The 24,432-nt window shown below is 59.5% G+C and carries 25 protein-coding genes and 1 tRNA gene; 7 read left to right on the top strand and 19 right to left on the bottom strand.

Annotated features, from left to right (window positions below; genetic code table 11):
- Positions 1–183 precede the first annotated feature (183 nt).
- Positions 184–774 (top strand): TetR/AcrR family transcriptional regulator, encoded by a 591-nt coding sequence (locus H7850_RS09950; protein ID WP_227369373.1) that lies wholly within the window; start codon positions 184–186, stop codon positions 772–774.
- Here H7850_RS09950 and bioA read toward each other — a convergent pair.
- The 8 genes from bioA to H7850_RS09910 are packed head-to-tail and all read right to left on the bottom strand — an operon-like array spanning position 771 to position 7,302.
- On the bottom strand, positions 771–2,036 hold the full coding sequence (gene bioA / locus H7850_RS09945; RefSeq protein ID WP_227369372.1) for an adenosylmethionine--8-amino-7-oxononanoate transaminase: 1,266 nt from the start codon (positions 2,034–2,036) through the stop codon (positions 771–773). The two genes, H7850_RS09950 and bioA, sit on opposite strands and share 4 nt — an antisense overlap.
- Positions 2,033–2,764 (bottom strand): dethiobiotin synthase, encoded by a 732-nt coding sequence (gene bioD, locus H7850_RS09940; RefSeq protein WP_227369371.1) that lies wholly within the window; start codon positions 2,762–2,764, stop codon positions 2,033–2,035. Before bioD ends, bioA begins: the two co-directional genes overlap by 4 nt.
- Before the next feature lie 2 nt (positions 2,765–2,766).
- Positions 2,767–3,561: a methyltransferase domain-containing protein gene (locus H7850_RS09935; RefSeq protein WP_227369370.1), complete on the bottom strand. Its 795-nt coding sequence runs from the start codon at positions 3,559–3,561 to the stop codon at positions 2,767–2,769.
- Complete coding sequence (locus tag H7850_RS09930) at positions 3,558–4,280, bottom strand: alpha/beta fold hydrolase (protein WP_227369369.1); 723 nt, start codon at positions 4,278–4,280, stop codon at positions 3,558–3,560. Before H7850_RS09930 ends, H7850_RS09935 begins: the two co-directional genes overlap by 4 nt.
- Entirely contained in the window at positions 4,277–5,464 is a 1,188-nt protein-coding gene (bioF, locus tag H7850_RS09925) for an 8-amino-7-oxononanoate synthase (protein ID WP_227369368.1), read from the bottom strand. Before bioF ends, H7850_RS09930 begins: the two co-directional genes overlap by 4 nt.
- Positions 5,448–6,500, bottom strand: coding sequence for a biotin synthase BioB (gene bioB / locus H7850_RS09920; RefSeq protein ID WP_227369367.1), 1,053 nt, complete (start codon positions 6,498–6,500; stop codon positions 5,448–5,450). The genes bioF and bioB overlap by 17 nt, the downstream gene beginning before the upstream one ends.
- A 60-nt stretch (positions 6,501–6,560) precedes the next feature.
- Entirely contained in the window at positions 6,561–6,956 is a 396-nt protein-coding gene (locus H7850_RS09915; protein WP_227369366.1) for a Lin0512 family protein, read from the bottom strand.
- Complete coding sequence (locus H7850_RS09910; protein WP_227369365.1) at positions 6,949–7,302, bottom strand: Lin0512 family protein; 354 nt, start codon at positions 7,300–7,302, stop codon at positions 6,949–6,951. Before H7850_RS09910 ends, H7850_RS09915 begins: the two co-directional genes overlap by 8 nt.
- A 125-nt stretch (positions 7,303–7,427) precedes the next feature.
- On the opposite strand from H7850_RS09910, the gene H7850_RS09905 reads away from it, so the two are divergent.
- Positions 7,428–9,236, top strand: a complete 1,809-nt coding sequence (locus tag H7850_RS09905; protein WP_227369364.1) for an aminopeptidase P family protein — start codon at positions 7,428–7,430, stop codon at positions 9,234–9,236.
- Positions 9,237–9,354: 118 nt separating this feature from the next.
- On the opposite strand, the gene H7850_RS09900 is transcribed toward H7850_RS09905, so the two are convergent.
- The 4 genes from H7850_RS09900 to H7850_RS09885 form a co-directional block, all read right to left on the bottom strand.
- A complete protein-coding gene (locus H7850_RS09900; protein ID WP_227369641.1) occupies positions 9,355–10,158 on the bottom strand; it encodes an alpha/beta fold hydrolase in 804 nt (267 codons plus the stop codon).
- 285 nt (positions 10,159–10,443) lie between these two features.
- Positions 10,444–10,869 (bottom strand): BLUF domain-containing protein, encoded by a 426-nt coding sequence (locus tag H7850_RS09895; RefSeq protein WP_227369640.1) that lies wholly within the window; start codon positions 10,867–10,869, stop codon positions 10,444–10,446.
- A gap of 27 nt (positions 10,870–10,896) precedes the next feature.
- Complete coding sequence (locus H7850_RS09890) at positions 10,897–12,528, bottom strand: putative bifunctional diguanylate cyclase/phosphodiesterase (protein WP_227369363.1); 1,632 nt, start codon at positions 12,526–12,528, stop codon at positions 10,897–10,899.
- Between the two features lie 535 nt (positions 12,529–13,063).
- A tRNA-Arg gene (locus tag H7850_RS09885) sits at positions 13,064–13,140 on the bottom strand.
- Positions 13,141–13,348: 208 nt separating this feature from the next.
- Between H7850_RS09885 and H7850_RS09880 the strand changes: the two genes are divergently transcribed.
- The gene (locus tag H7850_RS09880) at positions 13,349–14,236 is read left to right on the top strand and encodes a c-type cytochrome (protein ID WP_227369362.1); all 888 of its coding nucleotides are present in this window, start codon (positions 13,349–13,351) and stop codon (positions 14,234–14,236) included.
- 97 nt (positions 14,237–14,333) lie between these two features.
- Here H7850_RS09880 and rep read toward each other — a convergent pair whose 3' ends face one another.
- The 4 genes from rep to pyrE all read right to left on the bottom strand — a co-directional run bounded on the left by rep (position 14,334) and on the right by pyrE (position 18,206).
- Positions 14,334–16,364: a DNA helicase Rep gene (rep, locus tag H7850_RS09875; RefSeq protein WP_227369361.1), complete on the bottom strand. Its 2,031-nt coding sequence runs from the start codon at positions 16,362–16,364 to the stop codon at positions 14,334–14,336.
- Positions 16,365–16,368: 4 nt separating this feature from the next.
- Complete coding sequence (gene trmL, locus H7850_RS09870) at positions 16,369–16,842, bottom strand: tRNA (uridine(34)/cytosine(34)/5-carboxymethylaminomethyluridine(34)-2'-O)-methyltransferase TrmL (protein ID WP_227369360.1); 474 nt, start codon at positions 16,840–16,842, stop codon at positions 16,369–16,371.
- A 69-nt stretch (positions 16,843–16,911) separates the two neighbouring features.
- Complete coding sequence (locus H7850_RS09865; protein WP_227369359.1) at positions 16,912–17,466, bottom strand: YfaZ family outer membrane protein; 555 nt, start codon at positions 17,464–17,466, stop codon at positions 16,912–16,914.
- Positions 17,467–17,540: 74 nt separating this feature from the next.
- Positions 17,541–18,206: an orotate phosphoribosyltransferase gene (pyrE, locus tag H7850_RS09860; RefSeq protein WP_264477335.1), complete on the bottom strand. Its 666-nt coding sequence runs from the start codon at positions 18,204–18,206 to the stop codon at positions 17,541–17,543.
- Positions 18,207–18,309: 103 nt separating this feature from the next.
- Between pyrE and H7850_RS09855 the strand changes: the two genes are divergently transcribed.
- Positions 18,310–19,077, top strand: coding sequence for an exodeoxyribonuclease III (locus tag H7850_RS09855; protein WP_227369357.1), 768 nt, complete (start codon positions 18,310–18,312; stop codon positions 19,075–19,077).
- Positions 19,078–19,162: 85 nt separating this feature from the next.
- Here the strand turns inward: H7850_RS09855 and rph are convergent, their stop codons facing one another.
- Positions 19,163–19,897: a ribonuclease PH gene (rph, locus tag H7850_RS09850; RefSeq protein ID WP_227369356.1), complete on the bottom strand. Its 735-nt coding sequence runs from the start codon at positions 19,895–19,897 to the stop codon at positions 19,163–19,165.
- Positions 19,898–20,004: 107 nt separating this feature from the next.
- Here rph and H7850_RS09845 point away from each other — a divergent pair, with 107 nt between their 5' ends.
- Together H7850_RS09845 and H7850_RS09840 are read left to right on the top strand one after the other, a co-directional pair.
- Positions 20,005–20,868: a YicC/YloC family endoribonuclease gene (locus H7850_RS09845; protein WP_227369355.1), complete on the top strand. Its 864-nt coding sequence runs from the start codon at positions 20,005–20,007 to the stop codon at positions 20,866–20,868.
- 349 nt (positions 20,869–21,217) lie between these two features.
- A complete protein-coding gene (locus H7850_RS09840) occupies positions 21,218–22,441 on the top strand; it encodes a tyrosine-type recombinase/integrase (RefSeq protein ID WP_121173045.1) in 1,224 nt (407 codons plus the stop codon).
- Positions 22,442–22,566: 125 nt separating this feature from the next.
- Here H7850_RS09840 and H7850_RS09835 read toward each other — a convergent pair whose 3' ends face one another.
- The gene (locus tag H7850_RS09835; RefSeq protein ID WP_147408748.1) at positions 22,567–23,001 is read right to left on the bottom strand and encodes a hypothetical protein; all 435 of its coding nucleotides are present in this window, start codon (positions 22,999–23,001) and stop codon (positions 22,567–22,569) included.
- Positions 22,964–23,857, bottom strand: coding sequence for a DUF6731 family protein (locus tag H7850_RS09830; protein WP_227369354.1), 894 nt, complete (start codon positions 23,855–23,857; stop codon positions 22,964–22,966). Before H7850_RS09830 ends, H7850_RS09835 begins: the two co-directional genes overlap by 38 nt.
- A gap of 244 nt (positions 23,858–24,101) precedes the next feature.
- On the opposite strand from H7850_RS09830, the gene H7850_RS09825 reads away from it, so the two are divergent.
- Complete coding sequence (locus H7850_RS09825) at positions 24,102–24,422, top strand: hypothetical protein (RefSeq protein WP_121174134.1); 321 nt, start codon at positions 24,102–24,104, stop codon at positions 24,420–24,422.
- Positions 24,423–24,432: the final 10 nt, after the last annotated feature.

The following is a 24,432-nucleotide window of genomic DNA, read 5'->3' as shown; positions in this document are numbered from 1 at the left end:
GTCAAGCATCTTTTCGGGGATTATCCGTTTTGAGCGAACGCTCAAAAAAATCCGTACGGATGCTTACTAAACGATAAAATTATCCTAGCTGGATTTGAGCGATCACTCAAGATAAAATTTGAATGTTCACTCAAATCCATGCGGATGATACCTGTAGGGGCATCGCATCAGTGGGAATTCTCCATGCCACGCCACGCCCAGCACAATCGCCAGGAAACCCTCGACAAGGCCCTCTCGCTATTCTGGCGCAAGGGCTTCAAGGCGACCTCGCTCAAGGATCTGGAAGACGCCCTCGATATGCGCCCCGGCAGCATCTATGCCAGCTTCGGCAGCAAGGAGAAATTGTTTCAGGAGGTGTTGCAGCGCTATGGCCGCCAGGGGCTGGTCGAGCTCGAGCGCATCCTGACAGCTAATTCTTCGCCCTTGGGCGGCCTTGCCGACTATCTGCGTCAACTCGGTGAGCTGCGTGATACACCCCGACCTTCCCACGCCTGCATGCTGGTGAAGACATTACTGGAGCTGGGGCCGGGCGGCCAGTCCGCTCTTGCTCAGGAGATACTCGACAGCATGGAGACGCGTTTCATCGACGCCTTCAAGGCGGCTCGAGAGGTCGGCGAACTGGCTCCTGGCCAGGATCCCGAGCGCCTTGGGCATCGATTCCAGGCTCAAGTGATGGGGCTACGCGCCTATGCGGAGAGGAAGATAGAGCGGGCCGCTCTGCACGCCTTGGCCGATGACATGGCCGACGACGTCGAGCGGCTTGCCAGGGTCTAGCGAAACGAGGCCTTCATCGCCTCGATGATCCGGCCCATTTCGTCCTCATTCGTGATGTAGGCCGGCATGGTGTAGAGCCAGCGGCCGAAGGGCCGCAGCCAGACACCCTGGCGCCGCGCGTAATCCGCCACTCCCCGTAGACTACTTGCATCCTTCGCCTCGATCACTGCGGTGGCGCCCAGCACGCGGACATCCGCCACCTCGGGATGGGCACGCAGATCGGCGTCCTCGAGCAGTTCCCGTTGCAGCACGCGACTGAGCCTGTCGATTCTGCCAAGGTAATCTTCCTGTTCAAAGACCGCCAGACTTTCCAGCGCCACCCGGCAGGCCAGCGGGTTGCCCATGAAAGTAGGCCCATGCATGAACGCATGCAAGGGAGTGTCGCCGATAAAGGCCTCATGCACCCGGCTGGACGCCAGGGTGGCGGCATGCCCCAGGTAACCACCGGTGAGCCCCTTGGAGAGCACCATGATGTCCGGCGACACGGCGGCATGTTCGGCGGCGAACAGCCGCCCGGTGCGGCCGAAGCCCGTGGCCACCTCGTCGAAGATCAACAGCACGTCGAACTCGTCGCACAGCGCACGGGCGCCGCGTAGGTAGTGAGGCGAGACCATGTTGAGTCCACCGGCGGCCTGCAGCAGCGGCTCCATGGTGAGCGCCGCGATCTCCCGGTGATGGCGTTCCAGCACCCGGCGCAGGTCGTCGAGATCGGCTTGCACCTCCTCCGGATCTGCCGCGAAGCCGGCCCGAGGCGCTGGGGCGAAATGGTGCCGGGGCAGCGCATCGCTGAACAGGGCATGCATGCCCTCCTCCGGGTCGCAGACCGCCATGCATCCCAGAGTGTCGCCGTGATAGGCCTTCATCAACGACAGCAGGCGGCGCTTGTGGGGCTTGCCCTGCAGATGGTGATACTGCAGCGCCATCTTCATGGCCACCTCCATACCCACCGAGCCGCTGTCGGAGAAGAACACATGCTCGAGCCCCGGCGGGGTGATGCGCACCAGCTCCCGGGCCAGGCGCTCGGCGGGCTCGTGGGTCAGCCCACCCAGCATCACGTGGCAAAGCTCGCCGGCCTGCTCGCGGATCGCCGCCACCAGGCGCGGATGGGCGTAGCCGTGGATCATGCACCACCAGGAGCAGGTGGCATCCAACAGCGTCTCGCCGCTATCCAGGTGAAACCGCGCGCCCTGGCCGCCGATCACCTTGGGCGTGGGTCGCTGGGTCTTGAGGTGGGCATAGGGGTGCCAGACCGGGGAGTTCATGGTGTGTCCTTCTGGGGTAGGCGAGAAGGTAGGTGAGAGGGTAGACGAAGATGGCTCGCGCCCGTCCGCGCCAGCGCCTCGGGGCCCCCGGCGTCAAGCCGTGGCATCACGCCCAGACAGGGGCCGGGCAGGTGCTGCTCGAGGGTGGCCAGGTTGGCGCGGTAGATCGTCTCGTCCGCGGCGAAGTCCACATCCCGCAGGTTGCCGACCCAGCCTGCCAGCGGCAGCCCGTCGGCGCGGATCGCCTCCGCCGTGAGCCGCGCCTGATTCAGGCAGCCAAGCTCCAGGCCCACCACCAGAATTACCGGCAGGGCCAGTCGTGTCGCCAACCCGGCCAGGTCTTCTTTATCGTTCAACGGCACCCGCCAGCCGCCGGCGCCCTCTATCAGCGTCAGGTCGCGAGGCTCGGCCAGCGCCGGCGCAAGCGCCCTTGTCAGGGTGTCCAGCGTTATTTCCTGGCCGACCTGACGTGCCGCCAGATGTGGGGCGATAGGGGGCGCGAAGGCCACGGGGTTGATTCGCTCATAAGGCAGCCCAGGATGGCACTGGGTCTGCAGCGCCAGGGCATCGGCATTGCGCAGCCCCTGAGGAGTAGCGTGGCAGCCGGAGGCCACCGGCTTGAGTCCCAGGGTGGTGAGGCCATGGTCACGCGCCCGCGCCAGCAGGGCGCAGCTGACGAAGGTCTTGCCTACGTCCGTGCTGGTACCGGTAACGAAGAAAGTGGTCATGATCAGACTTTCAGTTGCAGGGTGAACAGGTGATAGCTGACCGGCAGCCCGGCAGGTTCGCGCAGCGCCTCGTAGCGCTCCTCGGCACGCACCAGATCGGCGCGTCCGAGCCGTGCCCCGGGTCGGGCCACTTGGGCGCCCACCCCCTTGATGGAGGCGCGTACCGCGCCGAAATCCGCGTAATGAAAGCGCCGGCGTTGCGCCTGCAGCTCGACATGGCGAAAACCCGCCCGTCGAGCGCCGGCCAAATGACGCTCGGCACCGTCGAATGCCAGCACGCCGCCAGTCCGGCCTGCTTCGGACCAGGCGCGTGCCACCTCGGCCAGGGTCCCCGGTCCTAGGGTATTGATCAACGCCAGGCCGCCTGGGCGCAGCACCCGGCGAATCTCGCGTAGCGCCTGCTCCGGGCGCGGGCACCATTGCAGGGCCAAGTTGGAGAACACCAGATCCATGCTGCCGCTCGCCAGGGGCAGGGCTGTGGCATCGGCACATAGCCAGCTGGCGTGATCGCCGTGGCGTCTGCGTGCCTCGGCAAGCATGCCCGGCGCCAGGTCGAGCCCCCATACCCGCGCCGCGGGATAGTGGGCGGCCAGCCGTGCGCTCCAGTGGCCGGGGCCACAGCCCAGATCGAGCACCGTGCGCGCTGCTTGCGGCAGCAGCGGCCACAGCGTCTCGCCCAGACGGGCTTGGGCGCTGGCCAGTTCCAGGTAGCGTGGTGCGGCGCGGGAAAAGGCCCGGGCAACCCGACGGCGCCAGTTCTGCGCTGCGTCGTCGGATCGAACGACCGACACGCTCATGGCATCACCTCCCGGTGAGCGAGCGACACCAAGGCCTCCGTCAGCGCTTCGGGCCGGGAAAGCTGCGGGCAATGGCCCGCACCGGGCAGACAGGCCGTGGCCTCGCGCCGTGTGGTCGCATCCAGGAAAGGGTCATGCGCGCCGGCCAGGGTCACAATCGGACAGGGTGGCGCCGTCACTTGCCGGGAGACGTCGAGTCGTTCAAGCCATTCGAGGCCCGCCATCAGGGTGCCATCATCGGCGCTGGGCAGGGTGGTGGTATCAGCACCGATCAGCCTCGTCAGCGCTTGCCGACAATGCGTCGAATCGGGCTCGCCCTCCAACTGCCAACCCAGAAAGCGCTGCCAGGCGGACTGGCCGTCGCGTTTGTAAGCGCGTCGAAAGGCCCGGAGCGACTGGAGCGTGACGCCCTGCGAGGAACAGAAGCGCCTCCCCATGCCCAGCATGATCACAGCCTTGGGCGACGGCAGATAGTCGAGCAGGCTCACCGCCAGCAGTGCGCCCAGCGACCAGCCGACCCAGATGGCTTCCCGCGGCAGGTGAGCAACCATGCTGGCAGCCAGAGCCTCAAGGTTCTGGGGCTCGGCCAACGGGAAGTGGACGCCGTAGCCCGGCCAGTCCGGGGCGGTTACCGCCACACCGGCGGGCCAGTGGGGTGCCAGCGGCTGCCAGATACGCGCATCGATTCCCCAGCCGGACAGCAGCACCAGCGACGTCACGACCTGTTCTCCTTGGTCGCCAGCTCGGCCAAGGCGTCAAGCAGACGATCGATCTGCGACGTTTCATGTGCCGCACTCAGGGTAATACGCAGCCGCGCCTGACCGCGAGGCACCGTCGGAGGGCGAATCGCCCCCACCAGCAGGCCGCGCGCGCGCAGCGCCTCGGCCCAGTGCAGTGTGCGGGCATTATCGCCGAGCAGCAGGGGCTGAATGGGTGTCGTCGAGGGTAGAAGCCTGAGCCCCAAGGCCTCGGCACCGGTGCGGAACCGAGCGATGTGGGCATGCAGTCGCGCGCGGCGCTCGGGTTCTTGCTCAAGGATGTCCAGGGCCGCCAGGGTTGCCGCGCTCACCCCCGGCGGCTCGGCGGTAGTATAGATACACGGTCGGGCGAACTGGAGCAGATGCTCAATCAATAGCTCGCTGCCGGCCACGAAGGCGCCCGCCGAGCCCAGCGCCTTGCCCAGCGTACCCATCAGCACTGGCACTTCGTCGCTGGCGTGAGCCCGACCCACGCAGCCGTCGCCATGCGCACCGAGCACGCCCAGGCCATGGGCATCGTCGACCATCAGCCAGGCGTCGTGACGCCGACACAGGCCGACGAGGCCCGCAACGTCGGCGATATCGCCATCCATGCTGAATACGCCGTCGCTGACCACCAGTCGCGGCGTGGCCGGATCGGTGCGTTCCAGCAGACACGCCAGATCGTCGAGGTCGCCATGATGGAAACGCCGCGACGGCGCACCGGCCAGTCTCGCCCCATCGAGCAGCGAGGCGTGATTGAGCCGGTCCTGAAAGATCGCCGTGGTGCCATCGCACAGTGCCTGCAGCACGCCCAGATTGGCCAGGTAGCCGCTGGTGAACAACAGCGCCCGAGGACGGCCGACCAGGGCCGCCAGGCGCGCTTCCAGGTGCCGATGAATCTCGAGATGGCCGCTGACCAGCTGGGAGGCGCGAGCACCGGCACCGTGGTGTCTGGCCCCAATGGCGGCAGCCTCGGCCAGACGCGGGTCGCGGGCGAGACCCAGGTAGTCGTTACCGGCGAAATCGAGCGTGGCGTCTCGGCGATGCACCCGACGCTCACGCCACAAGCCCGCGTCGCGTCGCGCGGCCTGGCGCGCCAGCAGACGCTGATTCCAGCTTCCCGACACGCATGGAGTAGCCGGCATCTCAGGCGAGACTGGCATCGTAATAAAGCACCTCGCCAGCAGCGGTGTCCGGTTGCCTGGAGGCCACGGCGTGCAAGGCGCCGTCATCGCCTTCTATCTCGCGACGCTCCGGCACGATGCCCAGTTTGGCAAATAGTGCCTGGTCACTCTGAGCCTGAGGATTGGCGGTGGTCAGCAGCTTGTCGCCGTAGAAGATCGAGTTGGCGCCGGCCAGAAATGCCAGGGCCTGGGTCGACTCGTCCATCTCTTCACGACCCGCGGAGAGTCGCACATGGCTTTGGGGCATCAGAATGCGCGCTACGGCGATGGCGCGTATGAAATCGATGGGATCGAGATCTTCCGCGTATTCCAGCGGCGTGCCTGGCACCTTGACCAGCTGATTGATGGGCACCGATTCGGGGTGTGGCTCGAGATTGGCAAGCTGCTGCAATAGCGCGGCGCGGTCCCGCGGCGCCTCACCCATGCCAAGGATGCCACCGCTGCATACCTTCATGCCCGCTTGGCGCACATTTCCCAGGGTTTCGAGACGATCGGCATAGGTACGAGTGGTGATGATCTCGCCGTAATACTCCGGCGAGGTGTCCAGGTTATGGTTGTAGTAGTCGAGCCCCGCTTCGGCGAGCCGATCGGCCTGCTCCGGCGCGAGCATGCCTAGGGTCATGCAGGTCTCGAGGCCCAGCGCCTTGACCCGGCGCACCATCTCCAGCACCGCCGGCAGGTCGCGCTCCCGCGGGCTGCGCCAGGCCGCGCCCATGCAGAAACGGCTGGCGCCGGCCTCCCGGGCCGCCTCGGCCTGGGTCACTACCGCCTCGATTTCCAGCAGTTTTTCCTTACCGAGCCCCGTGGCGTAGTGCCCGGACTGCGGGCAGTACTTGCAGTCTTCGGGGCAAGCGCCTGTCTTGATCGATAGCAGCGTCGAGACCTGCACCTGGTTGGCATCGAAATGCTGCCGGTGCACCTGTTGTGCCTGGAACAGCAAGTCGTTGAAGGGCAAAGCGAACAGCGCCTCGATCTCGTCTAGGCGCCAATCGAAACGAAGGGTGGGCTCGTGCATTGTTGTTAACCTAAAATATTTGGCAAGGTTAACAGACGCTAAAGTGCTGGCTCGTCAATGTCAATCCTGTTCGGTCAACCGCCAATCCTTCGCCATGTCCGGCAGAAAGGCTTCCACAGCCGCGGTGGCGACGATATGAGTCGTGCCCTGCTCCGGGTCGTCGATATTGAGTCCACCCTTTACTGCTGTGACTTCCGCTCTGCCCCGGGGCAGTCCCGCGGCCAGGGCCTTTGTATCGACCTTGTCCGGCTCCTGCACGCCGATGGTGACCTGCACCCGCATCAGGCTGTGGTCATAACCCAGGGACTTGAACAGTACGATGGAGGAGTGATGCAGGGCATCCTGAATCGCTCGACTGGCAGCCTTGGTGTAATCGCCGCCGTAAAGGTCGTTGCCGGTACCCATCTCGAGGATGACGCGCTTTTCACTTGCTTGCTTATCCATTTGTTCAGCCATGAGTCGGCTCCATGTCGAATGAGACCTTGAGAGCGGCGTTGGCGATCACGGTGACGCCGCTGCCGTCCGGCTTGGGTACATTGAGCCCACCCTGCACTACTTCCACCGCCGGCTGACCGTAGGGAAACAGGGCTAGCAGCGCCTGCTTGTCGACGGCGTCGGGCTTTTGCACGCCTACTTCAACGTCGATGATCATGGCGGTCTTGGGAAAGTCGAAAAGCTCCGCCACGTTTAGCGAGTTGTGCCACAGCGCATCGCGAATCGCCCGGGCCGCCGCCTCGGTATAGTCTTCTCGGCGCAGGGACGTGCCCATGCCGAACTCCGTTACCACGCGCTTTTTGGTCATTTGTCGCTCCGTTCGATTTCGCTTGAATTCCATATTCCGTAATGTCGGCGTTTCAGGACGCTTACGCAAGAATATGCCTGCTACAATGCGCATTTGCTGATTTCACGCCGGCCTGGAGTTTTCTCATGTCCCATTCAACGCCTTTTTCTCCCGCCGAACGTCTGGCCGCTCTGCGCGGGGCCATGCGCGAACATGCCATCGATGCCTGGTGGCTGCCCTCCTCCGACCCGCATAGCTCCGAGTATCTACCGGAACACTGGGAAGGCCGCGCTTGGCTGTCCGGTTTCGACGGCTCCGTGGGCACTCTGACCATCACCCAGGACGCCGCGGGGCTATGGGTGGATAGCCGCTATTGGGTTCAGGCCGAGCAGCAGCTCGAAGGCAGCGGCATCGAACTGATGAAGCTTCAGCAAGGCCAGGCCCAGGCTCCCATCGAGTGGCTGGCACAGCAGTTGCCGCAAGGTGCGACCCTTGGCTTCGATGCGGACGTGGTCTCCCTGGCCAATGCCCGACGCATGGAAGAGCTACTGCTGCCCCGAGGCGTCAAGCTGCGCAGCGACCTGGATCTACTGGATAGCATTTGGTCGAATCGGCCGGCGCTGCCCAAGGCCGAGGTCTACGAACACCCCAAGGAGTATGTTTCCGGCACCCGCCGCGAGCGTCTTTCTGAACTGCGCAAGGCTCTGAAAGAATCCAGCGCCGACTGGCACCTGCTCTCCACCCTCGACGACATCGCCTGGCTGACCCAGCTGCGCGGCGCGGATGTGGACTTCAACCCGGTATTTCTGTCCCACATGCTGATTGGCCAGGACAGCGCCACCCTGTTCGTGGCGCCGGGCAAACTGAAAGACGACTTGGCCGAGACCCTGCGTGAAGACGACATCGGCACTGCCGATTACGATCAGTGGAAGGCACATCTAGCGAAACTGCCGATCCAGGACCGAGTACTGCTCGACGGCGCCAAGGTGAGCCTGGCCAGCGCCCAGGCGCTGCCCGAGAGCATGACGCTTTTTGATGGCATGCAGCCCACGACTCTCGCCAAGAGTCGCAAGAGCGAAAGCGACATCGCCCATGTGCGCCGCACCATGGAAGAGGACGGCGCGGCGCTGTGCGAATTCTTCGCCGAGTTCGAGGCGGCACTTGATCGGGGCGAGACGCCCACGGAACTTGAGGTGGATGAGCGTCTGACCGCCCAGCGGGCCAAGCGCGAAGGCTTCGTCTGCCAAAGCTTTGGCACCATCGCCGCCTTCAACGAGAACGGCGCTCTGCCCCATTACCATGCCACGGACAAGGCCCATGCCACCATCAAGGGCGATGGCTTGCTGCTGATCGATTCCGGCGGTCAATATTACGGCGGCACCACAGACATCACCCGGGTCGTTCCCATCGGCGACATCAGCGCCGCGCATCGGGAGGACTTCACCCGGGTGCTCAAGGGCACCATTGCGCTATCGCGTCTGCATTTTCCTGAGGGTATTGCCTCACCCAAGCTCGACGCCGTCGCCCGGGCGCCGCTGTGGTCCACCGGGCGAGACTACGGCCACGGCACCGGCCACGGCGTGGGCTATTTCCTCAACGTTCACGAAGGCCCCCAGGTGATTGCCTACTCGGCCACGGCCACCGAGCACAACGCCATGCGCGAAGGCATGATCACCTCCATCGAACCCGGGGTCTATCGCCCCGGCAAATGGGGCGTACGCATCGAGAATCTGGCGGTCAACCGCCGCGCGCCGGAGAGCGAATTCGGCGAGTTCCTGCACTTCGAGACATTGACGCTGTGCCCCATCGACACCCGCTGCATTGCACGTGATCTGCTCGATCGTTCGGAAATCGAGTGGTTGAATGCCTATCACAAGGAAGTGAGCGAGCGCCTCGGGCCTAAGCTTGGCGAGACGGCCAAGAAGTGGCTAGAAGAGCGAACTAAAGCCATCTAAGGAATCATTCCATACGAGCGCCGGCAGTTGCCGGCGTTTTTACATCATAACCGAGAACAGTCTATCTATTTATGAGCATATGCTTAATCTGCAGGGCTTGCGCATACTTTGGCTGAATTCAGCACCGCAGAAAATCCAGAAGCGTCTGAGCCAACACTTCAGGAGACTCTTCTGCCATATGATGCCCACAGTCGATGCCGTGACCGGTAAGCGATGTTGTCCAAGGTCTCCAAACCTCCAGCACATCGCCATATAGCCGCTCGAGATCGTCTTTCAGTGACCACAGAACCAGTGTGGGGCAGCGGATACGCCTACCCTGCTGCCGGTCCTCCTCGTCATGCTGGCGATCTATGCCCAGGCCGGCTCGATAATCCTCGAGCATGCCATGGACAGTATCGGGATCATGAATCGATCTTTGGAAGTCTGCATATGCGCCCTGCCCCATCTGCTCGGGCGTACCTCCATACCAAGCGTCGGGATCGGACAGGATGACGCGTTCCGGCGTTTCCGGCTGGGCGAAGAAAAACCAGTGCCACCACTCGGTAGCGAATCGAGAGTTACACCTTTCCAGTGCTTCGAGAATGGGTACACCGTCGAGCAAGACTACGCGGCTTATGAAATCGGGATGATCCATAGCGGTTCGGAACGCCGTATAGCTACCTCGGTCGTGACCAACGATGGCGAACCGATCAAAGCCGAGATACCGCATGAGTGCGATACAGTCCCGCGCCTTGGCCCGCTTCGACGATCCACTATGATCGGCAGTATCAGCAGGTTTCGAGGATTGTCCGAAGCCTCGTAAGTCAGGACAGACAACCGTATGACGCTTGGCCAGCAGCGGTGCCACTCGGTGCCAGGTTGCATGTGTTCGAGGATGCCCATGCAGAAGCAATACTGGAGAACCCGTGCCGCCGTATCGCACTCGAAGCGACGCTTCAGGAAGCTCGACTGTCTCTAGTTTGAATCCTTCGAACACACCGTCACCTCCTGAATCAGCCGTTTCTAGTCCAGGATCCACACGCTCTGGCGTTGATGCGAAACTCCGGGCTCTTGTTGATGAAACTCATGGATGACATGTTGACGATGGCTACTTTGCTTTACAGATCAAGTAGTTCTTCCACCTTCCCGTCATTACTCCTTGATCGATTGTTCGTCGGAGTGACGTGAGTGTGGGCTACCTAGTTCGCTTACTCAAATCAATGCCAAATTACACCCGCTCTGCTTCTTCCAGATGCATGCGCAGCAGTTGATACACCGTATCGCCGTCAAAAACCGCTGCGTCGAAACCGGATTTTTCGTTGAAGCGGGCAAACTGCTCGATGCGCTGAGCATTCTGGCCAACGAAGGCCATATCCCAATCCGAGAAAAGCCGCGCATCAATCCGATCGAAGGCGAGTACGCTGACATGGGAATGCCGTGGGTCGCATTGGATGCGCTCGAAGGTATCCTGAATCTTGTCGTGGGGCCCTTCAAGTACCTGAGCGAAGCAGCCGGTATTGAACATCAGCGCGCCGGTGACCTCCGCCTGCCGATTGTTGCGCTGCGAAGCATCAAGAATATCGCTGATCTCTTCCTGCAGCTTGTCGTCGTCGGTGATGTTGTTGCGACTCATATAAACGAGCCGGTAAAGCATATTGTCCACGGTTATCGGCTCCTTCAATCATGAAACGGACATAGGGGAAGCGGTTTGCGTCGAGCGCATGAAATGCTCGATGTTTTCAGGCGCCATGGGCTTGGCGATGTAATAGCCCTGCGCAGTGGTACAGCCACCCCGTGCAAGATCCTCGTACTGATCGAGTGTTTCCACCCCTTCAGCGATAGTCATCATGCCCAGGCTTGTGCCCATGGCAAGAATGGCCTCCATCAAGGCTTTTGCCCGGGGTGTCTGATTTGCCTGAATGAAGGATTTGTCGATCTTGAGCTTGCTGAACGGGAAACTGCTGAGATGGCTCAAGGAAGCGTACCCCGTACCGAAATCGTCCATGGCAATGGCCACGCCCATATTCTTGATGGCCCATAGACGCTGCATCACCTCCTCGGTATTGTGCATGAGAGTGCTTTCGGTGATCTCGACTTCAAGGCGCTCGGGGGCCAGGCCACTGGCCTGCAACGCCTCGCGCACGACGGTGACGATGTGATCGTCGTTGAACTGAAGCGGCGATACATTCACCGCCACGATCTGTTTGCCTTCCCAAGTGGTTGCCTGCTGACAAGCGGTACGTATCACCCATTCACCAATGGCGTGGATCTCGCCGAGCTCCTCCGCCAGGGGTATGAAGTCCACTGGCGAGACCCGCCCGCGAACCGGATGATCCCAACGGATCAAGGCTTCGAAGCCGCTGATGCTATCGTCCGAGAGGGATTTCTGGGGCTGGTACAGCAGCGAAAACTGACGCAGACACAGGGCGCGGCGAAGATCCAGCTCAAGATTGCAACGCTCGAGCGCATTGGATTCCAGATTCGATTCGAAGAAGCAGTAGCGAGAACGGCCCAGACGCTTGGCCTCGTAGAGCGCCAGTTCCGCATGCTTGAGCAGTTCCTCGGGATTGCTGGTGCCTTGACCAAGTACCGCAACACCGATGCTCACACCGCTATTGATCTGATGACCGTTGATGAGAAAAGAGCGCTGCAGAAGCTCTACCAAGCGCTCGGCCACCGTCTGTGCACCGTCGGGTTGCTTGCTCTGTGTTTGCAGGATGACGAACTCGTCTCCTCCAAGTCGAATCAGGATATCGTTACTGCGTATCGCCGAGCGCATGCGCTTGGCCGCCAAGATCAATAACGAATCCCCCGTTGCATGACCCAGGGTATCGTTGACCTGCTTGAAACGATCCATATCAAGCAGAATGACGGCGCTTGCCGCGTTATCCTCTCCGATGTCACACAGATCCTGGATGTGCTTGTCATACATCGTCCGATTGGCGAGTCCCGTCAAGGCATCGAGTTGCGCAATGACGTTACGGGGCGCACCCGACATCGTCCAGTCGTTGATGACCATGACGATACGGCGCCCTTCGCGGCGATCGTCCAGATATAGGGTCGTGGTAATGTTTTCTCCGACCTTCAGGCTCAGCACGGAAGCCCCTGGATCGTGCATTTGATCTTCTAGAGAGTGCCGCTCCTGTTCGCTTGCGCTATGGGTCCAGGTCGACAGCGGCAAAGTGCCGATTAGAGACGCCGAGTCGGCAAGGCGAAGTTGTGTCGCAAATGCGGCGTTGGCGTACACCACGCTATTCTGCTCATCGAGAATGGCAATACCCGCCGAGGCTGCATCGACACTTTCGGCAAGCATGGCTGTACTCCCTCTCTCCATCCCGGTTACCTCACGAATTCATTTACTGCGGTGTCGCCACCTTTGCGATGAGTATCGGCAGCAATGAATTTTCCTTAAGGATACGGGAGGCGTATCAGCTATCCTGAGCATCACGCTTTACTGATCCAAGGGCATTGACGTCATATCCACAGCACACCAGGGCATTTTGACCCTTCGCCATTATTTTTGCCTCCGGCGGCAGCGAACCCTTGACTCACGGGATGATGTCACCCACATAGTGAGAGGTGACGGACAAACATCAACGGAGAGATGACCATGAGACGCTATATCTTTGCTGCAGTGGCCAACTGGCTCAGAAAACCCGCGAACCGGGCAAAAGCAAAGCATCATGCAAGGCAGGCCTGGAACAAGTATCAGAACCGTAACAAAGGACCTAACAACGACCCTAACCGGAGGTGAGAGTGTTTCACGCGGTACGCTCCTGCACGTTTTTAGCGCCAAAAAAAACCGCCGCTTGGCATGACCCGTAAGCGGCGGTTTTGACTATTCTTTTTGGCCCGCCCTATAGGATTCGAACCTATGACCTTTGCCTCCGGAGGGCAACGCTCTATCCAGCTGAGCTAAGGGCGGAAACTGCGACATGAGCGCGCAGCCGACGCGCAGTATCCTACCCGCCCACCCGCTTGCTGTCCAGCCGTTACGGGCACTTGCCAATATGACCTGGCGCTTCATTGACCACGGCGCGGCGCGGCGAATTTTCCTGCCCCTCCGGTTATCGCTATACTGACGACCTTGGCGCCGAGCCGATTTACTGACAAGACCGTGAGAGGTGGTAAGAGTGAAATTCAAAAAAACGATCATGGGGGCTTTGGCCATCCTCGGCTTGGCTGCCGGTATAGCTTCAGCCCAGGATGACACCATGTCAAAGGAAGCCATTGCAGAGCGACTCAAGCCGGTAGGTGAGCTATGCATGCAGGGTGATGATTGCGGCGGTGCTGGTGCAGCACCGGCAGCAGCCGTTGCTGACAGTGGCGGCGATGGTGGCAAGTCCGGCGAAGAGATCTATAACAGCGTCTGCATGGCCTGCCACGATACCGGCGCCGCTGGTGCACCGATTCGCGGTGAAGAGGCCGACTGGTCAGATCGTGTATCCAAGGGCTTCGATACCCTGCTGACTCACTCGACCGAGGGCTTCAACGCCATGCCGGCCCGAGGCGGTAACCCGAGTCTTTCCGATGACGAAATGTACGCCGTCACGGCTTACATGGTCGAGCCGGTCATGGAGGTTCCTGCCCAGGAGGGTGGCGGTGCCGCTGCCCCCGAAGACGGTGGCGAACAAGCGGCCGAGGGCGATAGCGATACAGGCGCAGAAGAAGGCCAGCAGGCCATGGCTCAGAACGAAACCGATGCCGAATCGAACGCGGATAATGAACAAGGTGGCGCGACCGAGACAGCCGCTGCTGGCGATGCAGGCGGCTCCGATCTGTCCGGCGCCAGCAAGATCGGCGTCTGCTCGACCTGTCACGGTCAGGATGGCAAGGGCACCACACCCATGTATCCCAACCTTGCCGGGCAAAACGCCACCTATCTGGAAAACTCCTTGAAAGCCTATCGCGCCGGCGAGCGTGAAGGTGGCATGTCCTCGGTCATGACGCCGATGGCGTCAGGACTTTCCGATGAAGACATCGTCGATATCGCCGAGTATTACAGCCAGCAGACGCCGTAATTCCGCACTCTTAGCGACAATCGGAACACGCCCTGGAGACCAGCAATGGTTTCCGAGGCGTGTATGTCATCAACAACTCGCTATCCGAATCGACCGACTATCCCAATAAGGAACGCAGCCCAGCGATGGCGTCTTTCCCTCGGGCCTGCTTCTTGGTGGGATCTTCCTTGTCCGCACGCCCTTCCCACTCCAGATCTTCCGCCGGTAGCTCCTCGAGAAAACGACTCGGTGCACAATCCATCAGCTCGCCATAGGCCTTGCGTTGCCTCGCCAGGGTCAGGGTCAGGGTACGTCGGGCGCGAGTGATTCCCACGTAAGCCAGACGGCGCTCCTCTTCCACCGTATCGGCCTCGATGGAATTACGGTGCGGCAGTAGATCTTCTTCCAGTCCCATGAGATAGACGTGGGGAAACTCCAAGCCTTTCGAGGCGTGCATGGTCAGTAGCTGCACCCGATCGGAGTCGTCCTCTTCGGCCTGTTGCTCGAGAATGTCGCGCAGCACCAGCCGCGAGATCGCCGATTCGACGTCGTCGGTCTCTTCCCCTTCTTCCCGTTCCATGGACTTCTCGAGCTGATCGATCAGAATCCAGACGTTGGCCATACGTCGCTCGGCGATGGTGGGCGCACTGGCGTTCTGATATAGCCAGGCCTCGTAGTCCATGTCCCGCATCATTTCGCGGATCGCGGCAACGGCGTCCCCCTGGTCCATGCGCTTGCGCACCCCGTCGATGAAATGCACGAAACGCCCTAGCCGCTCCACCGCCCGGGTCGATAGAACCTGCTCCAGCCCCAGCTCATGACAGGCGGCAAACAGCGAACCATCTCGTTCGGTGGCATAGTTGGCGAGTTTCTCCAGAGTGCCAGGGCCGATCTCCCGGCGCGGCACGTTGACGATACGCAGAAAGGCGTTGTCGTCGCCGGGATTGATCAACAGCCGCAGATACGCCATGGCATCCTTGATCTCGTTACGGGAGAAGAACGAAGTGCCACCGGATAGCTTGTAGGGGATCTGGTAATGCTGCAGCTTGAGTTCGAGCAGCCGCGCCTGAAAATTACCCCGATAAAGCACGGCGAAGTCGCGCCACTCCGAGGATTCCTTGATGCGCCGGGTGAGAATTTCGCTGGCCACCCGCTCCGCCTCGGCGTCTTCGTGGCGATTGACGACGATGCGAATCGGGTCCCCCGGCCCCATGTCCGACCACAGGGTCTTCTCGTACACGTGGGGGTTGTTGGCAATGAGGGTATTAGCAGCGCGCAGGATCACACCGGTGGAGCGATAGTTCTGCTCCAGTTTAATGACCCGCAAGCGTGTAAAATCTTCGCCCAAGGTGACCAGATTTTCCGGGCGCGCACCGCGCCAGGCATAGATCGACTGATCGTCGTCGCCAACCACGGTGAAGGTGGCCCGCTCCTGCATCAGAAGCTTGACCAGCAGATACTGGCTAACGTTAGTGTCTTGATACTCATCCACCAACATGTAGTGAATCTTGCGCTGCCAGCGCGCCAATGCCTCGGAATCGCTCTGCAGAAGCACTACCGGCAGCAGGATCAGATCGTCGAAATCGACGGCGTTATAGGCCTTTAGATGGCGGTTGTAAGCCTCATAAAGCCGCGCGGCATACTGCTCATCCTCATCCGCGGCATGAGACAACGCCTGCCCTGGCAGCACCAGATCGTTCTTCCAGGTGGAGATCTGGCTCTGCACCCGGTTGATCTGATCCGCGTCGACCTGAGCATCCTTGTTCATCAGATCCCGCAGCAGCGCCTTGGCGTCCTCCGGGTCGAACAACGAGAAACCGGGCTTGTAGCCCAGGGTCTTGAGTTCGCTGCGAATGATGTTCAGCCCCAGGGTATGGAAGGTCGAGACCGTCAGGCCATGGCCCTCCCGGCCCTGGAGCAACTGCCCCACCCGCTCCTTCATCTCTCGAGCAGCCTTGTTGGTGAAGGTCACCGCCGCGATCTTGCGCGCGCTCATGCCGCACTCCTGGACCAGGTAAGCAATCTTGGTGGTGATCACGCTGGTCTTGCCGGAACCAGCACCGGCCAGCACCAGGCAGGGGCCATCGATATAGCGCACGGCTTCCTGCTGGCGCGGATTGAGCTTGGCAAGGCGTTGCTTGATGGACATGGTATTACTCAGGGTCAACCGCACCGACGAAACCCAGCTGGCGCCAGGCCTCGAACACGATCACCGCGCAGGCATTGGACAGATTCAGGCTACGGCTATCCGGCAGCATAGGGATGCGAAGACGCTGCTCCGGCGGTAGCGCATCGAGTATGGCCTGCGGTAGACCCCGGGTCTCCGGACCGAACACAAGGGCATCACCAGATCGATAGACCGGCTCATGATAACCGGTGCGCCCGCGAGTAGACACGGCGAAAACCCGAGTCGGGGCGATCTCTCCTAGAAAGGCCGACCAGCCCTCGTGCACCCGAACCCGCGCCCATTCGTGATAGTCCAGCCCGGCACGACGCAGACGCTTATCATCAAGGGCGAAACCGAGCGGTTCGATCAAATGCAGGCGGAAGCCGGTATTGGCACACAAGCGGATCAGATTACCCGTATTGGGCGGGATTTCAGGCTCAAAGAGTACGATATCGAGCATCGGGGTGCCAGATGAGACCGGCGCTCTTCAGAGCGCCGGCAAATGGACAAGAGAGTGCTGCGGCACGAATCAGAATCCGACGCTGAGACCGAGCAACGGGCCACTATCGAGGGTCTTGTTACCCGCATCGTCGAAGTCGGTGCGATAGTAGCGATAGCCAGCGTAAGCATAGGTCCGGGCGAAGAGTTCGACCCGCGCTTGAGCGCCGTATTCATAGGTCTTGTCCACATCGCCATGACTGAACACCTTCGGCGTATAGAAGCCGTAGGCCCCTACCGACGTCAACGGAATCGGGGTAGGCACAAAGGCCGATCCACCCAATCCCAGTCCGCCACCATCGCCATAATAGGAATCCTGGTACTGATAGCGGGCGCCCACGGAAAGATCCACCACCGGCAGATAGGGGGTAAACATCAACGACGCACTATAGGCATCGAGATGATGACCACTATCGTCGGAGGTGAAATAGCCGACGCCGGCTCGAACGGTCGGCAGAATCGTCTGACTTGCTTCAACCCCAAAAGCATTATCGTTGACGTTCGCAGAGAGGCTGACCGCCGATGCTGATTGGCTGGTTAGCAGGATAGCACCAGAGGCTAGTGCACAAGCGAATGGTTTGAACATGACAAAATCCCCCCTCACGATTGGGTAACAGGCTGCCCCAGCCATCCGGGGCAAGAAACGGCGTTGCTGATCCTTCAGTCAACTTGCGTAACACCATATTCGCGACGATAGGCGCGAATCGCATCGGCATGTCCGACAAGTACATCACCAGCATGCTCTTCGAGGTATTCCAGCACCTGATCGAGATTGACGATACTATTAACTAGCATATCATAACGCACCTCAACATTCTGAATGGCACTGTACCGCTCATTATCTGGGCCGCGCTCTTGACGATCCAGCGCGATGACCACCCCGGCGGCCTGTGCGCCGGCAGCATCAATCAATTGCATGACTTCGCCGATGGCCGTTCCGGCAGTGATCACATCGTCTATGATCAGAACACGCCCCTTGAGTTCGGCGCCGATGATGTTGCCGCCTTCGCCATGATCCTTGGCTTCCTTGCGGTTGAAGGCGAAGGGCAGATCGCGACCGTGTCGATCTGCCAAGGCAATCGCCGTCGTTGAGGCCAGGGAGATACCTTTGTAAGCAGGGCCGAACAATACGTCCGCCTCGAGGTCACTATCGATGATCGCCTGGGCGTAAAAGCGCCCTAGCTTTGCCAGGGCTTCGCCGGTGCGGAAAAGCCCCGCATTGAAGAAGTAAGGACTGACACGACCGGACTTAAGGGTGAACTCACCGAACTTGAGTGCGCCCTGGGCAATGGCAAAGGCGATGAACTCTCGTTGATACGCTTGCATATGACCGCTCACGAGCTTTCCTGTTACGAAGATTGGTTAGCGCTATTTACCTAAATGTCTAAAGCTCGGGTATGATACACACGCGACGGAAAAGGGACTATGTATGAAAATCGCCAGCATCAACGTCAATGGAATTCGCGAAGCAGTCGAACGAGGCTTTCTCGACTGGCTAGAGGAGCAGGATGCCGACGTCGTCTGCGTGCAGAATTTGAAAGCCAAGAGCTTCGAACTCGATGACAGCATTCTCTACCCCTCCGGGTACGAAGGCTACTTCCTGGATGCGGAGCAGGACGGCTTCTCTGGTGTCGGGCTCTATTGCCGCAAGATTCCCAAGGCCATCATGTACGGCCTGGGCTTCGAGCAGTGCGACGTCGAGGCGCGCTTTCTGCAGGCCGACTACGATCGCTTCAGCATTGCCAGTTTCCTGATGCCCGACGGCAGCGACTACGCCGCCAAGCAGGCGTTCATGGCTCAGTATCAGGACTACCTGGGCAAGATGGCGCGCAAGCGTCGCGAGTACATCATCTGTGGCACCTGGCATATCGCTCACAAGACCCTGGACCTTGCTAACTGGGCGGACAACCAGACCACCCCGGGTTTCAAGCCGGAAGAGCGCGCCTGGATGGATCAGGTATTCGGCCCTACCGGTTTCATCGATACGTTTCGCGAAATCAATCGCGATGCCGGAGAATACACTTGGTGGCCCAAGCTCGATCAGGAGGTGCCGCGTGGTCGTCAGGAAGGCTGGCGTCTCGACTACCAGATCGTTGGACCCAACTTCCGCCAGCACGTGGTAGATGCCTGGATCGATTACGAAGCAACCTTCTCCGAGTTCGCACCATTGATCATCGAGTACGATCTCGAACTTTGACTGCGCTTTTTTCGTCACCCCAGACAAGACGCCGGCTTACGAGCCGGCGTCTTGCGTTCGTATGGAATAAGGCCAGCCGACGAAATCAGCTACGCAACCCCAGCGCCTCGCGCTGATGCTCGAACAGCTCATTGCCCGCCTTTTCCGCCAGATCAAGCATGGTGTTGAGCTCCTTGCGAGAAAACGCCTTTGTCTCGGCGGTACCCTGCACTTCGATCAAACCGCCGCTTTCCGTCATCACCACGTTCATGTCGGTTTCAGCGCCACTATCCTCCGGGTAGTCCAGATCCACCACCGGCGTGCCCCGGAACATGCCCACCGAGACCGAGCAGACCAGCTCCTTGAACGGGTCACCCTTGATCAGTTTTTCCCGCTGCAAGTAGCGAATGGCATCGATCAGCGCCACGCAGCCGCCGGTAATCGACGCCGTACGGGTGCCGCCATCCGCCTGAATCACATCGCAATCCACGGTGATGGTGTATTCGCCGAGTTTCTTGAGATTCACCGCCGCCCGGAGCGAACGACCGATCAAACGCTGGATTTCCAGGGTGCGACCGCCCTGCTTGCCGCGACTCGCCTCACGGCCTCCCCGAGTATGAGTCGCCCGGGGCAACATGCCGTATTCCGCGGTGATCCAGCCCTGGCCTTTACCGCGCAGCCAGCGCGGCACGCCGGCTTCGACGCTGGCATTGCACAACACCTTGGTATCGCCGAAGGCCACCAGCACCGAGCCCTCCGCATGGCGAGTGTAATCTCGGGTCAAGGTGACGTGGCGAGTCTGATCGGGCTGGCGTCCGCTGGGTCGTTTGGCTGCGTGCATAATTCCTCTGGGTGTTTTACTAAAAAGCGTCGCGCCATTCTACACCTCAGCCCGGTTCGAATCCGTTACACTCGGTGCTTTATTCACATCGACGCAAGGATACCTTCATGGCTCACAGCATGACCGCGTTCACCCGTCAGACCCGGGAAGCCGCCTGGGGCAGTTTGCAACTTGAACTGCGCTCGGTGAATCAGCGCTATCTGGAGCCGCACTTTCGCCTACCGGATTCTTTACGCGATCTCGAACCCATCTTTCGCGACGCCCTGCGCAATCGCCTGGCCCGGGGCAAGGTAGAATGCACCCTGCGCTTCGAGCCCGCCGCCAGCGGCGAGTTGCTCAGCGTCAACCGTGCGCGCCTGGCAGAACTCGCCCGCGCCTTGCAAGACGTTCGTGCCGAAGTACCCGATGCACCGATTCCCGATGCTCTGGCACTGTTGGATCATCCCGGTGTGGTCGAGGTTCAGGGCGCCGACCTGGACGAGGTCAAGCAGGAAGCCAATGCCCTGTTCGAGGCAGCGCTTTCCGACCTGATCGCCGGTCGTGCCCGAGAGGGTGAACACCTGGCCGAACTCATCCATCTGCGCCTGCAAGGCGTGCGTGGTCAGATCGCGGAAGTGCGTGCATTGCTGCCTTCAATACTTGAGCGCCAGCGCGCCCAGCTCACTGAACGTCTCTCCACGCTCAAGGCCGACCTCGACCCTCAGCGCCTTGAGGCCGAAATCGCCCTGCTCGCCCAGAAAGCGGACGTCGATGAAGAACTCGACCGCCTCGAGACCCACGTCATCGAAGTCGAGCGCCAGCTCACGCAAAAAGGTCCGGTCGGCCGCCGCCTGGACTTCTTGATGCAGGAACTCAACCGCGAAGCCAATACGCTGTCATCGAAATCCGTGGTGGCGGAAAGCACCCGCTGTGCGGTGGAATTGAAGGTGCTGATCGAGCAGATGCGGGAGCAGATTCAAAATATAGAGTGATGTCCATCCTCATCTACACAGCAACACAATATACTGTTTTTAATAAAAATTTCCTGAATGGTTGTCTATAGCTGTCTACAAAAATCTAGCTTAAGCCAGCTCCAGGTGGGGAGTACAATGGGGAGTAAACCAGTGTACTACCCACCATAAGGCTCGATTTTCCTATGAGTACCCCCCACCTCAAACGCTCACCCTTGGACTGGAGAACCCCGCCCAGGGAAACAAGCCCTGCGCCAACCTGGCAGAAAAAACTGTGTAAACATGCTCTTGATGGGGTACGCCCTACTCTAGTCGCTACAAATTCAAACAAATGTTTCAAATTTTTTATGGCACGCTGGAGAAGGAGCTAATGGGCAGCTTTACCGCCAAGAAGGTCCAGTCCCTGATCAAGGACGGAACACCGGGACGCTACAGTGACGGCAACGGCCTGTACCTGATGATTCCAATGAAGGGCATGCCCTACTGGATGCTTCGATACACGTTCGCCGGAAAGCGGCGTGAGCTGACGCTGGGCAAGTATGCGCAGCTGTCTTTGGCTGAAGCTCGTGAGCAGGCTATAGAGTCACAGAAGGCTATCCGCAACGGTATCGACCCCGTCGAAGAGCGCAAGCGCGAAGAAAAGGTCACCATCAATACCGTCCAGGATCTCTTCACCGATTGGCACCAAGATTTGGAGAAACGCCTCAAGCACCCCCACATCCCCAAGCGAATTTTCGAAAAAGAGGCCGCACCTTCCATTGGCCACCTAGCATTGGGTGACGTCACCCCCATGGAGGTACGCTCAATAATCCGGAAGGTAGCCGATAGCGGTCGCCCGACCACTGCGAACGACACCTTGATGTACCTGAAGCAGCTTTTTAATCACGCCGTTAAATTGGGCCTGCTCACCTATAATCCGGCCACCGCCTTCAACGTCAGCGATGCAGGTGGTGTTGAGAAAAGCCGCGACAGGGCCTTGGGCCTTGATGAGGTTTATCAGGCTTTTCAAGTCTTCCGGGAAAACAGCGATAGCTTCAGTCGCGACAACTATCTTGCCTGCGCCCTTCTGCTTACTCTGGGGGTACGTAAAACGGAACTGATCGAAGCCCAGTGGGCTGAGTTCGATTTGGAGAACCGGCAGTGGGAGCTATCTGGCGAACGTAGCAAGTCAGGTGTCGGGATCAGAATACCGCTTCCACCACAGGCTATCGCCTGGCTGAATGAGCTCCAGATCCGCGCCTGCGGATCGGTCTACGTCTTTCCTAATCGCCGCAGTAGCAAGCAGCCCCATATGGGCAAGGACACACTGAATCGCGCCATTGCCAAGCTGTTCGGCCGAGAGCCAGGCAAAAAACCGCAGCCGGAGAACAGGATGGGCAATCTTGCCGAATTTACGGTACACGACCTACGGCGTACCTGCCGCAGCTTGCTGGCTGCCGCTGGCGTACCAGGGCATATCGCAGAACGATGCCTGAACCACAAGCTCAAGGGCGTAGAGGGTATCTACGACCGTTACGACTACTTTGAAGAACGAAAGGAGGCCTTGACCAAAGTGGCAGAGCTGGTTGCTCCCATCATTGATAAAGATAAGTAAAAATCGCACACGATCTAAGCATCAATTTATAATCGGCATAGGGGCACATCAAGGCTAAAGGCGCCTCCCGCAGAGATCGCTACAACCCACTCACGTCTCAGAATACTGGTCTTCAATAAAGTATTTTAGTTTGCCGACAGCATCTCAATCACCATCTTGAATTTGCGCCCAACAATTATAAAATGTATGAAAGATAAGGTCAGTAGTGCCGTAGCGATCGCAACCACATAACGCTGATAATCACCGACAACGAAGTGCCCTGCCAGTGCTACCACGATCACCGCAAGCCACAAGATAACGGTAGTCAATATCTCCCGAACCAAGCCTTTGAAGTGGCCAGAGCGACGGAGGTTTTGAAGGAAAGGGCGATCAGCTGCTGAGACTAACATAGAAAGTGAAGCCATCATGAAACCGATCAGAGTTCCAGACAAAGCAACCATGGTGGTAGCGGTGAGCCTTGCATCTTCAATAACGCAGAGCCCTTTAAACGCGGCTGAGCCCACGGCGACAGGAATCACTAAATTAACTATTGCGGTTCTCAGGACGGCCAATAACGCCATAGATCGCATCCCGCTGCTCTTCGAACGCAGAATTGAGTGCTGCATAAATTGACCTCCTCACCGGATATTTACCTGCCATGGTGACACTTTGCACCGAGGTAATACGATCTTCCATGAGATCGATAGGATGCTCAATGCCGTCTTCCTCAAGTTTGACACGAACAGTTCGTGCGTAGCCGCTGCGCATTAAAGCTGTAACCGCTCCTTTCATTCTAGCAGACAGCTGGCTCTTTTCTTCTTCATTACTCCGGCTGTCGGAAGTAATAGATAGGGCCACGCTCGAGCCACCGGCAATTGCCATCTGTTCCATCAAACTATGAGTCCATTGATCTTCAGGAAAGAGATCCGGATTCGTAGGCCTAGCAAAACTTACACGCATTGAGCGCATCTCAGCTTCGCCGCGCATAAGCCTCTCCACTGCGTCACCTTGTAGAACCGGATCAAAGGTCAAAACTTCACCTGCCTGTTCAGTAATGTAACGCCCTAGCCGGGCGGGGCGACTTCCGTGACCGTTCTGCTCAAACACGAGTAGCCTATCCAAGGGTCGATATATGAAGTGATTTTTCTCCAGTAACCCTTCGTTTTCAGCAATTTCGATTTCTCTTTCATTACCTCCTGCCTCTCCTATATGCGGGATTTGGTCACCGCGGAATTTTGCAAAAACACCTTGAACACAACCACCTTGAACTGACAAATCCCGTAATTCGTAGGAAAAGCGACCGTCAGGTTGCACTGGCCCAGTACCGTTTTGAATATCCGCATATTGTTCTAGGAAGGCTTTTAAATCGAGCTGGGCATCTTGAGCACTGTTAGCAACGAAAAACCCAATAGTGATGTCTTTTTGATCAGCTGGCATCCATAACCCCTGCAACTTATGTAAAGAATTGTACTCACTCTAATTGTTCACAAAAGAAACGTCGACCGAGCAGCGAAACGGTCAATGACAAGGGGCCTCTCTATAACTGTATATATAGACAGTGTCAAGAAAGACACCGGTTGACGCAACACCATCAGGATCAACGCCAATCATTTTGAGACCTATATCACTCCTGTGAGCCAAGCCCTCCCCGGGCTTTCTTCACCGCCACAGGAGATGTGATATGGCCCCACCCTGCATGCGCTGTCACTCACGGCACCTCATTAACCTCGAGTCGGCCCACAAGCTCGGCATTGCAGCCGGCGCGCTGGCCGGCAGCCTCAAGAGCGCCTATGGATCGCTTTACGATGTCAGAACGCTAACGGTGGCGTCGTCCACGCACCTGCCGCTCAGTCGCGTGGCAAGTGCCGTCATTGCTGGCGCCTCCGGCGGTATCGCCGGTGCTGCTGCCGGCAACCAAATGGTCCGTCACCTATTGCCACCCGGTGATGGGACTCCCTGGCTCTGCCTGGGCTGTGGCCATGCCTTCCGAGTGCTGGCCTGATGCTGCCTTC

The sequence above is a fragment of the Halomonas sp. M20 genome (assembly GCF_020622265.1).
Classification (GTDB): Bacteria; Pseudomonadota; Gammaproteobacteria; order Pseudomonadales; family Halomonadaceae; genus Modicisalibacter.
The sequence above is the reverse complement of the archived record's forward strand: the minus strand, read 5'-3'. Positions and strand labels throughout refer to the sequence as shown.

Coding starts and splice junctions, on each gene's coding strand:
- H7850_RS09950 (WP_227369373.1), top strand. CDS start 184: ATGCCACGCCACGCCCAGCACAATCGCCAGGAAACCCTCGACAAGGCC.
- bioA (WP_227369372.1), bottom strand. CDS start 2,036: ATGAACTCCCCGGTCTGGCACCCCTATGCCCACCTCAAGACCCAGCGA.
- bioD (WP_227369371.1), bottom strand. CDS start 2,764: ATGACCACTTTCTTCGTTACCGGTACCAGCACGGACGTAGGCAAGACC.
- H7850_RS09935 (WP_227369370.1), bottom strand. CDS start 3,561: ATGAGCGTGTCGGTCGTTCGATCCGACGACGCAGCGCAGAACTGGCGC.
- bioF (WP_227369368.1), bottom strand. CDS start 5,464: ATGCCAGTCTCGCCTGAGATGCCGGCTACTCCATGCGTGTCGGGAAGC.
- bioB (WP_227369367.1), bottom strand. CDS start 6,500: ATGCACGAGCCCACCCTTCGTTTCGATTGGCGCCTAGACGAGATCGAG.
- H7850_RS09915 (WP_227369366.1), bottom strand. CDS start 6,956: ATGGCTGAACAAATGGATAAGCAAGCAAGTGAAAAGCGCGTCATCCTC.
- H7850_RS09910 (WP_227369365.1), bottom strand. CDS start 7,302: ATGACCAAAAAGCGCGTGGTAACGGAGTTCGGCATGGGCACGTCCCTG.
- H7850_RS09905 (WP_227369364.1), top strand. CDS start 7,428: ATGTCCCATTCAACGCCTTTTTCTCCCGCCGAACGTCTGGCCGCTCTG.
- H7850_RS09895 (WP_227369640.1), bottom strand. CDS start 10,869: ATGCTTTACCGGCTCGTTTATATGAGTCGCAACAACATCACCGACGAC.
- H7850_RS09890 (WP_227369363.1), bottom strand. CDS start 12,528: ATGCTTGCCGAAAGTGTCGATGCAGCCTCGGCGGGTATTGCCATTCTC.
- rep (WP_227369361.1), bottom strand. CDS start 16,364: ATGTCCATCAAGCAACGCCTTGCCAAGCTCAATCCGCGCCAGCAGGAA.
- trmL (WP_227369360.1), bottom strand. CDS start 16,842: ATGCTCGATATCGTACTCTTTGAGCCTGAAATCCCGCCCAATACGGGT.
- H7850_RS09865 (WP_227369359.1), bottom strand. CDS start 17,466: ATGTTCAAACCATTCGCTTGTGCACTAGCCTCTGGTGCTATCCTGCTA.
- pyrE (WP_264477335.1), bottom strand. CDS start 18,206: ATGCAAGCGTATCAACGAGAGTTCATCGCCTTTGCCATTGCCCAGGGC.
- H7850_RS09855 (WP_227369357.1), top strand. CDS start 18,310: ATGAAAATCGCCAGCATCAACGTCAATGGAATTCGCGAAGCAGTCGAA.
- rph (WP_227369356.1), bottom strand. CDS start 19,897: ATGCACGCAGCCAAACGACCCAGCGGACGCCAGCCCGATCAGACTCGC.
- H7850_RS09845 (WP_227369355.1), top strand. CDS start 20,005: ATGGCTCACAGCATGACCGCGTTCACCCGTCAGACCCGGGAAGCCGCC.
- H7850_RS09840 (WP_121173045.1), top strand. CDS start 21,218: ATGGGCAGCTTTACCGCCAAGAAGGTCCAGTCCCTGATCAAGGACGGA.
- H7850_RS09835 (WP_147408748.1), bottom strand. CDS start 23,001: ATGGCGTTATTGGCCGTCCTGAGAACCGCAATAGTTAATTTAGTGATT.
- H7850_RS09830 (WP_227369354.1), bottom strand. CDS start 23,857: ATGCCAGCTGATCAAAAAGACATCACTATTGGGTTTTTCGTTGCTAAC.
- H7850_RS09825 (WP_121174134.1), top strand. CDS start 24,102: ATGGCCCCACCCTGCATGCGCTGTCACTCACGGCACCTCATTAACCTC.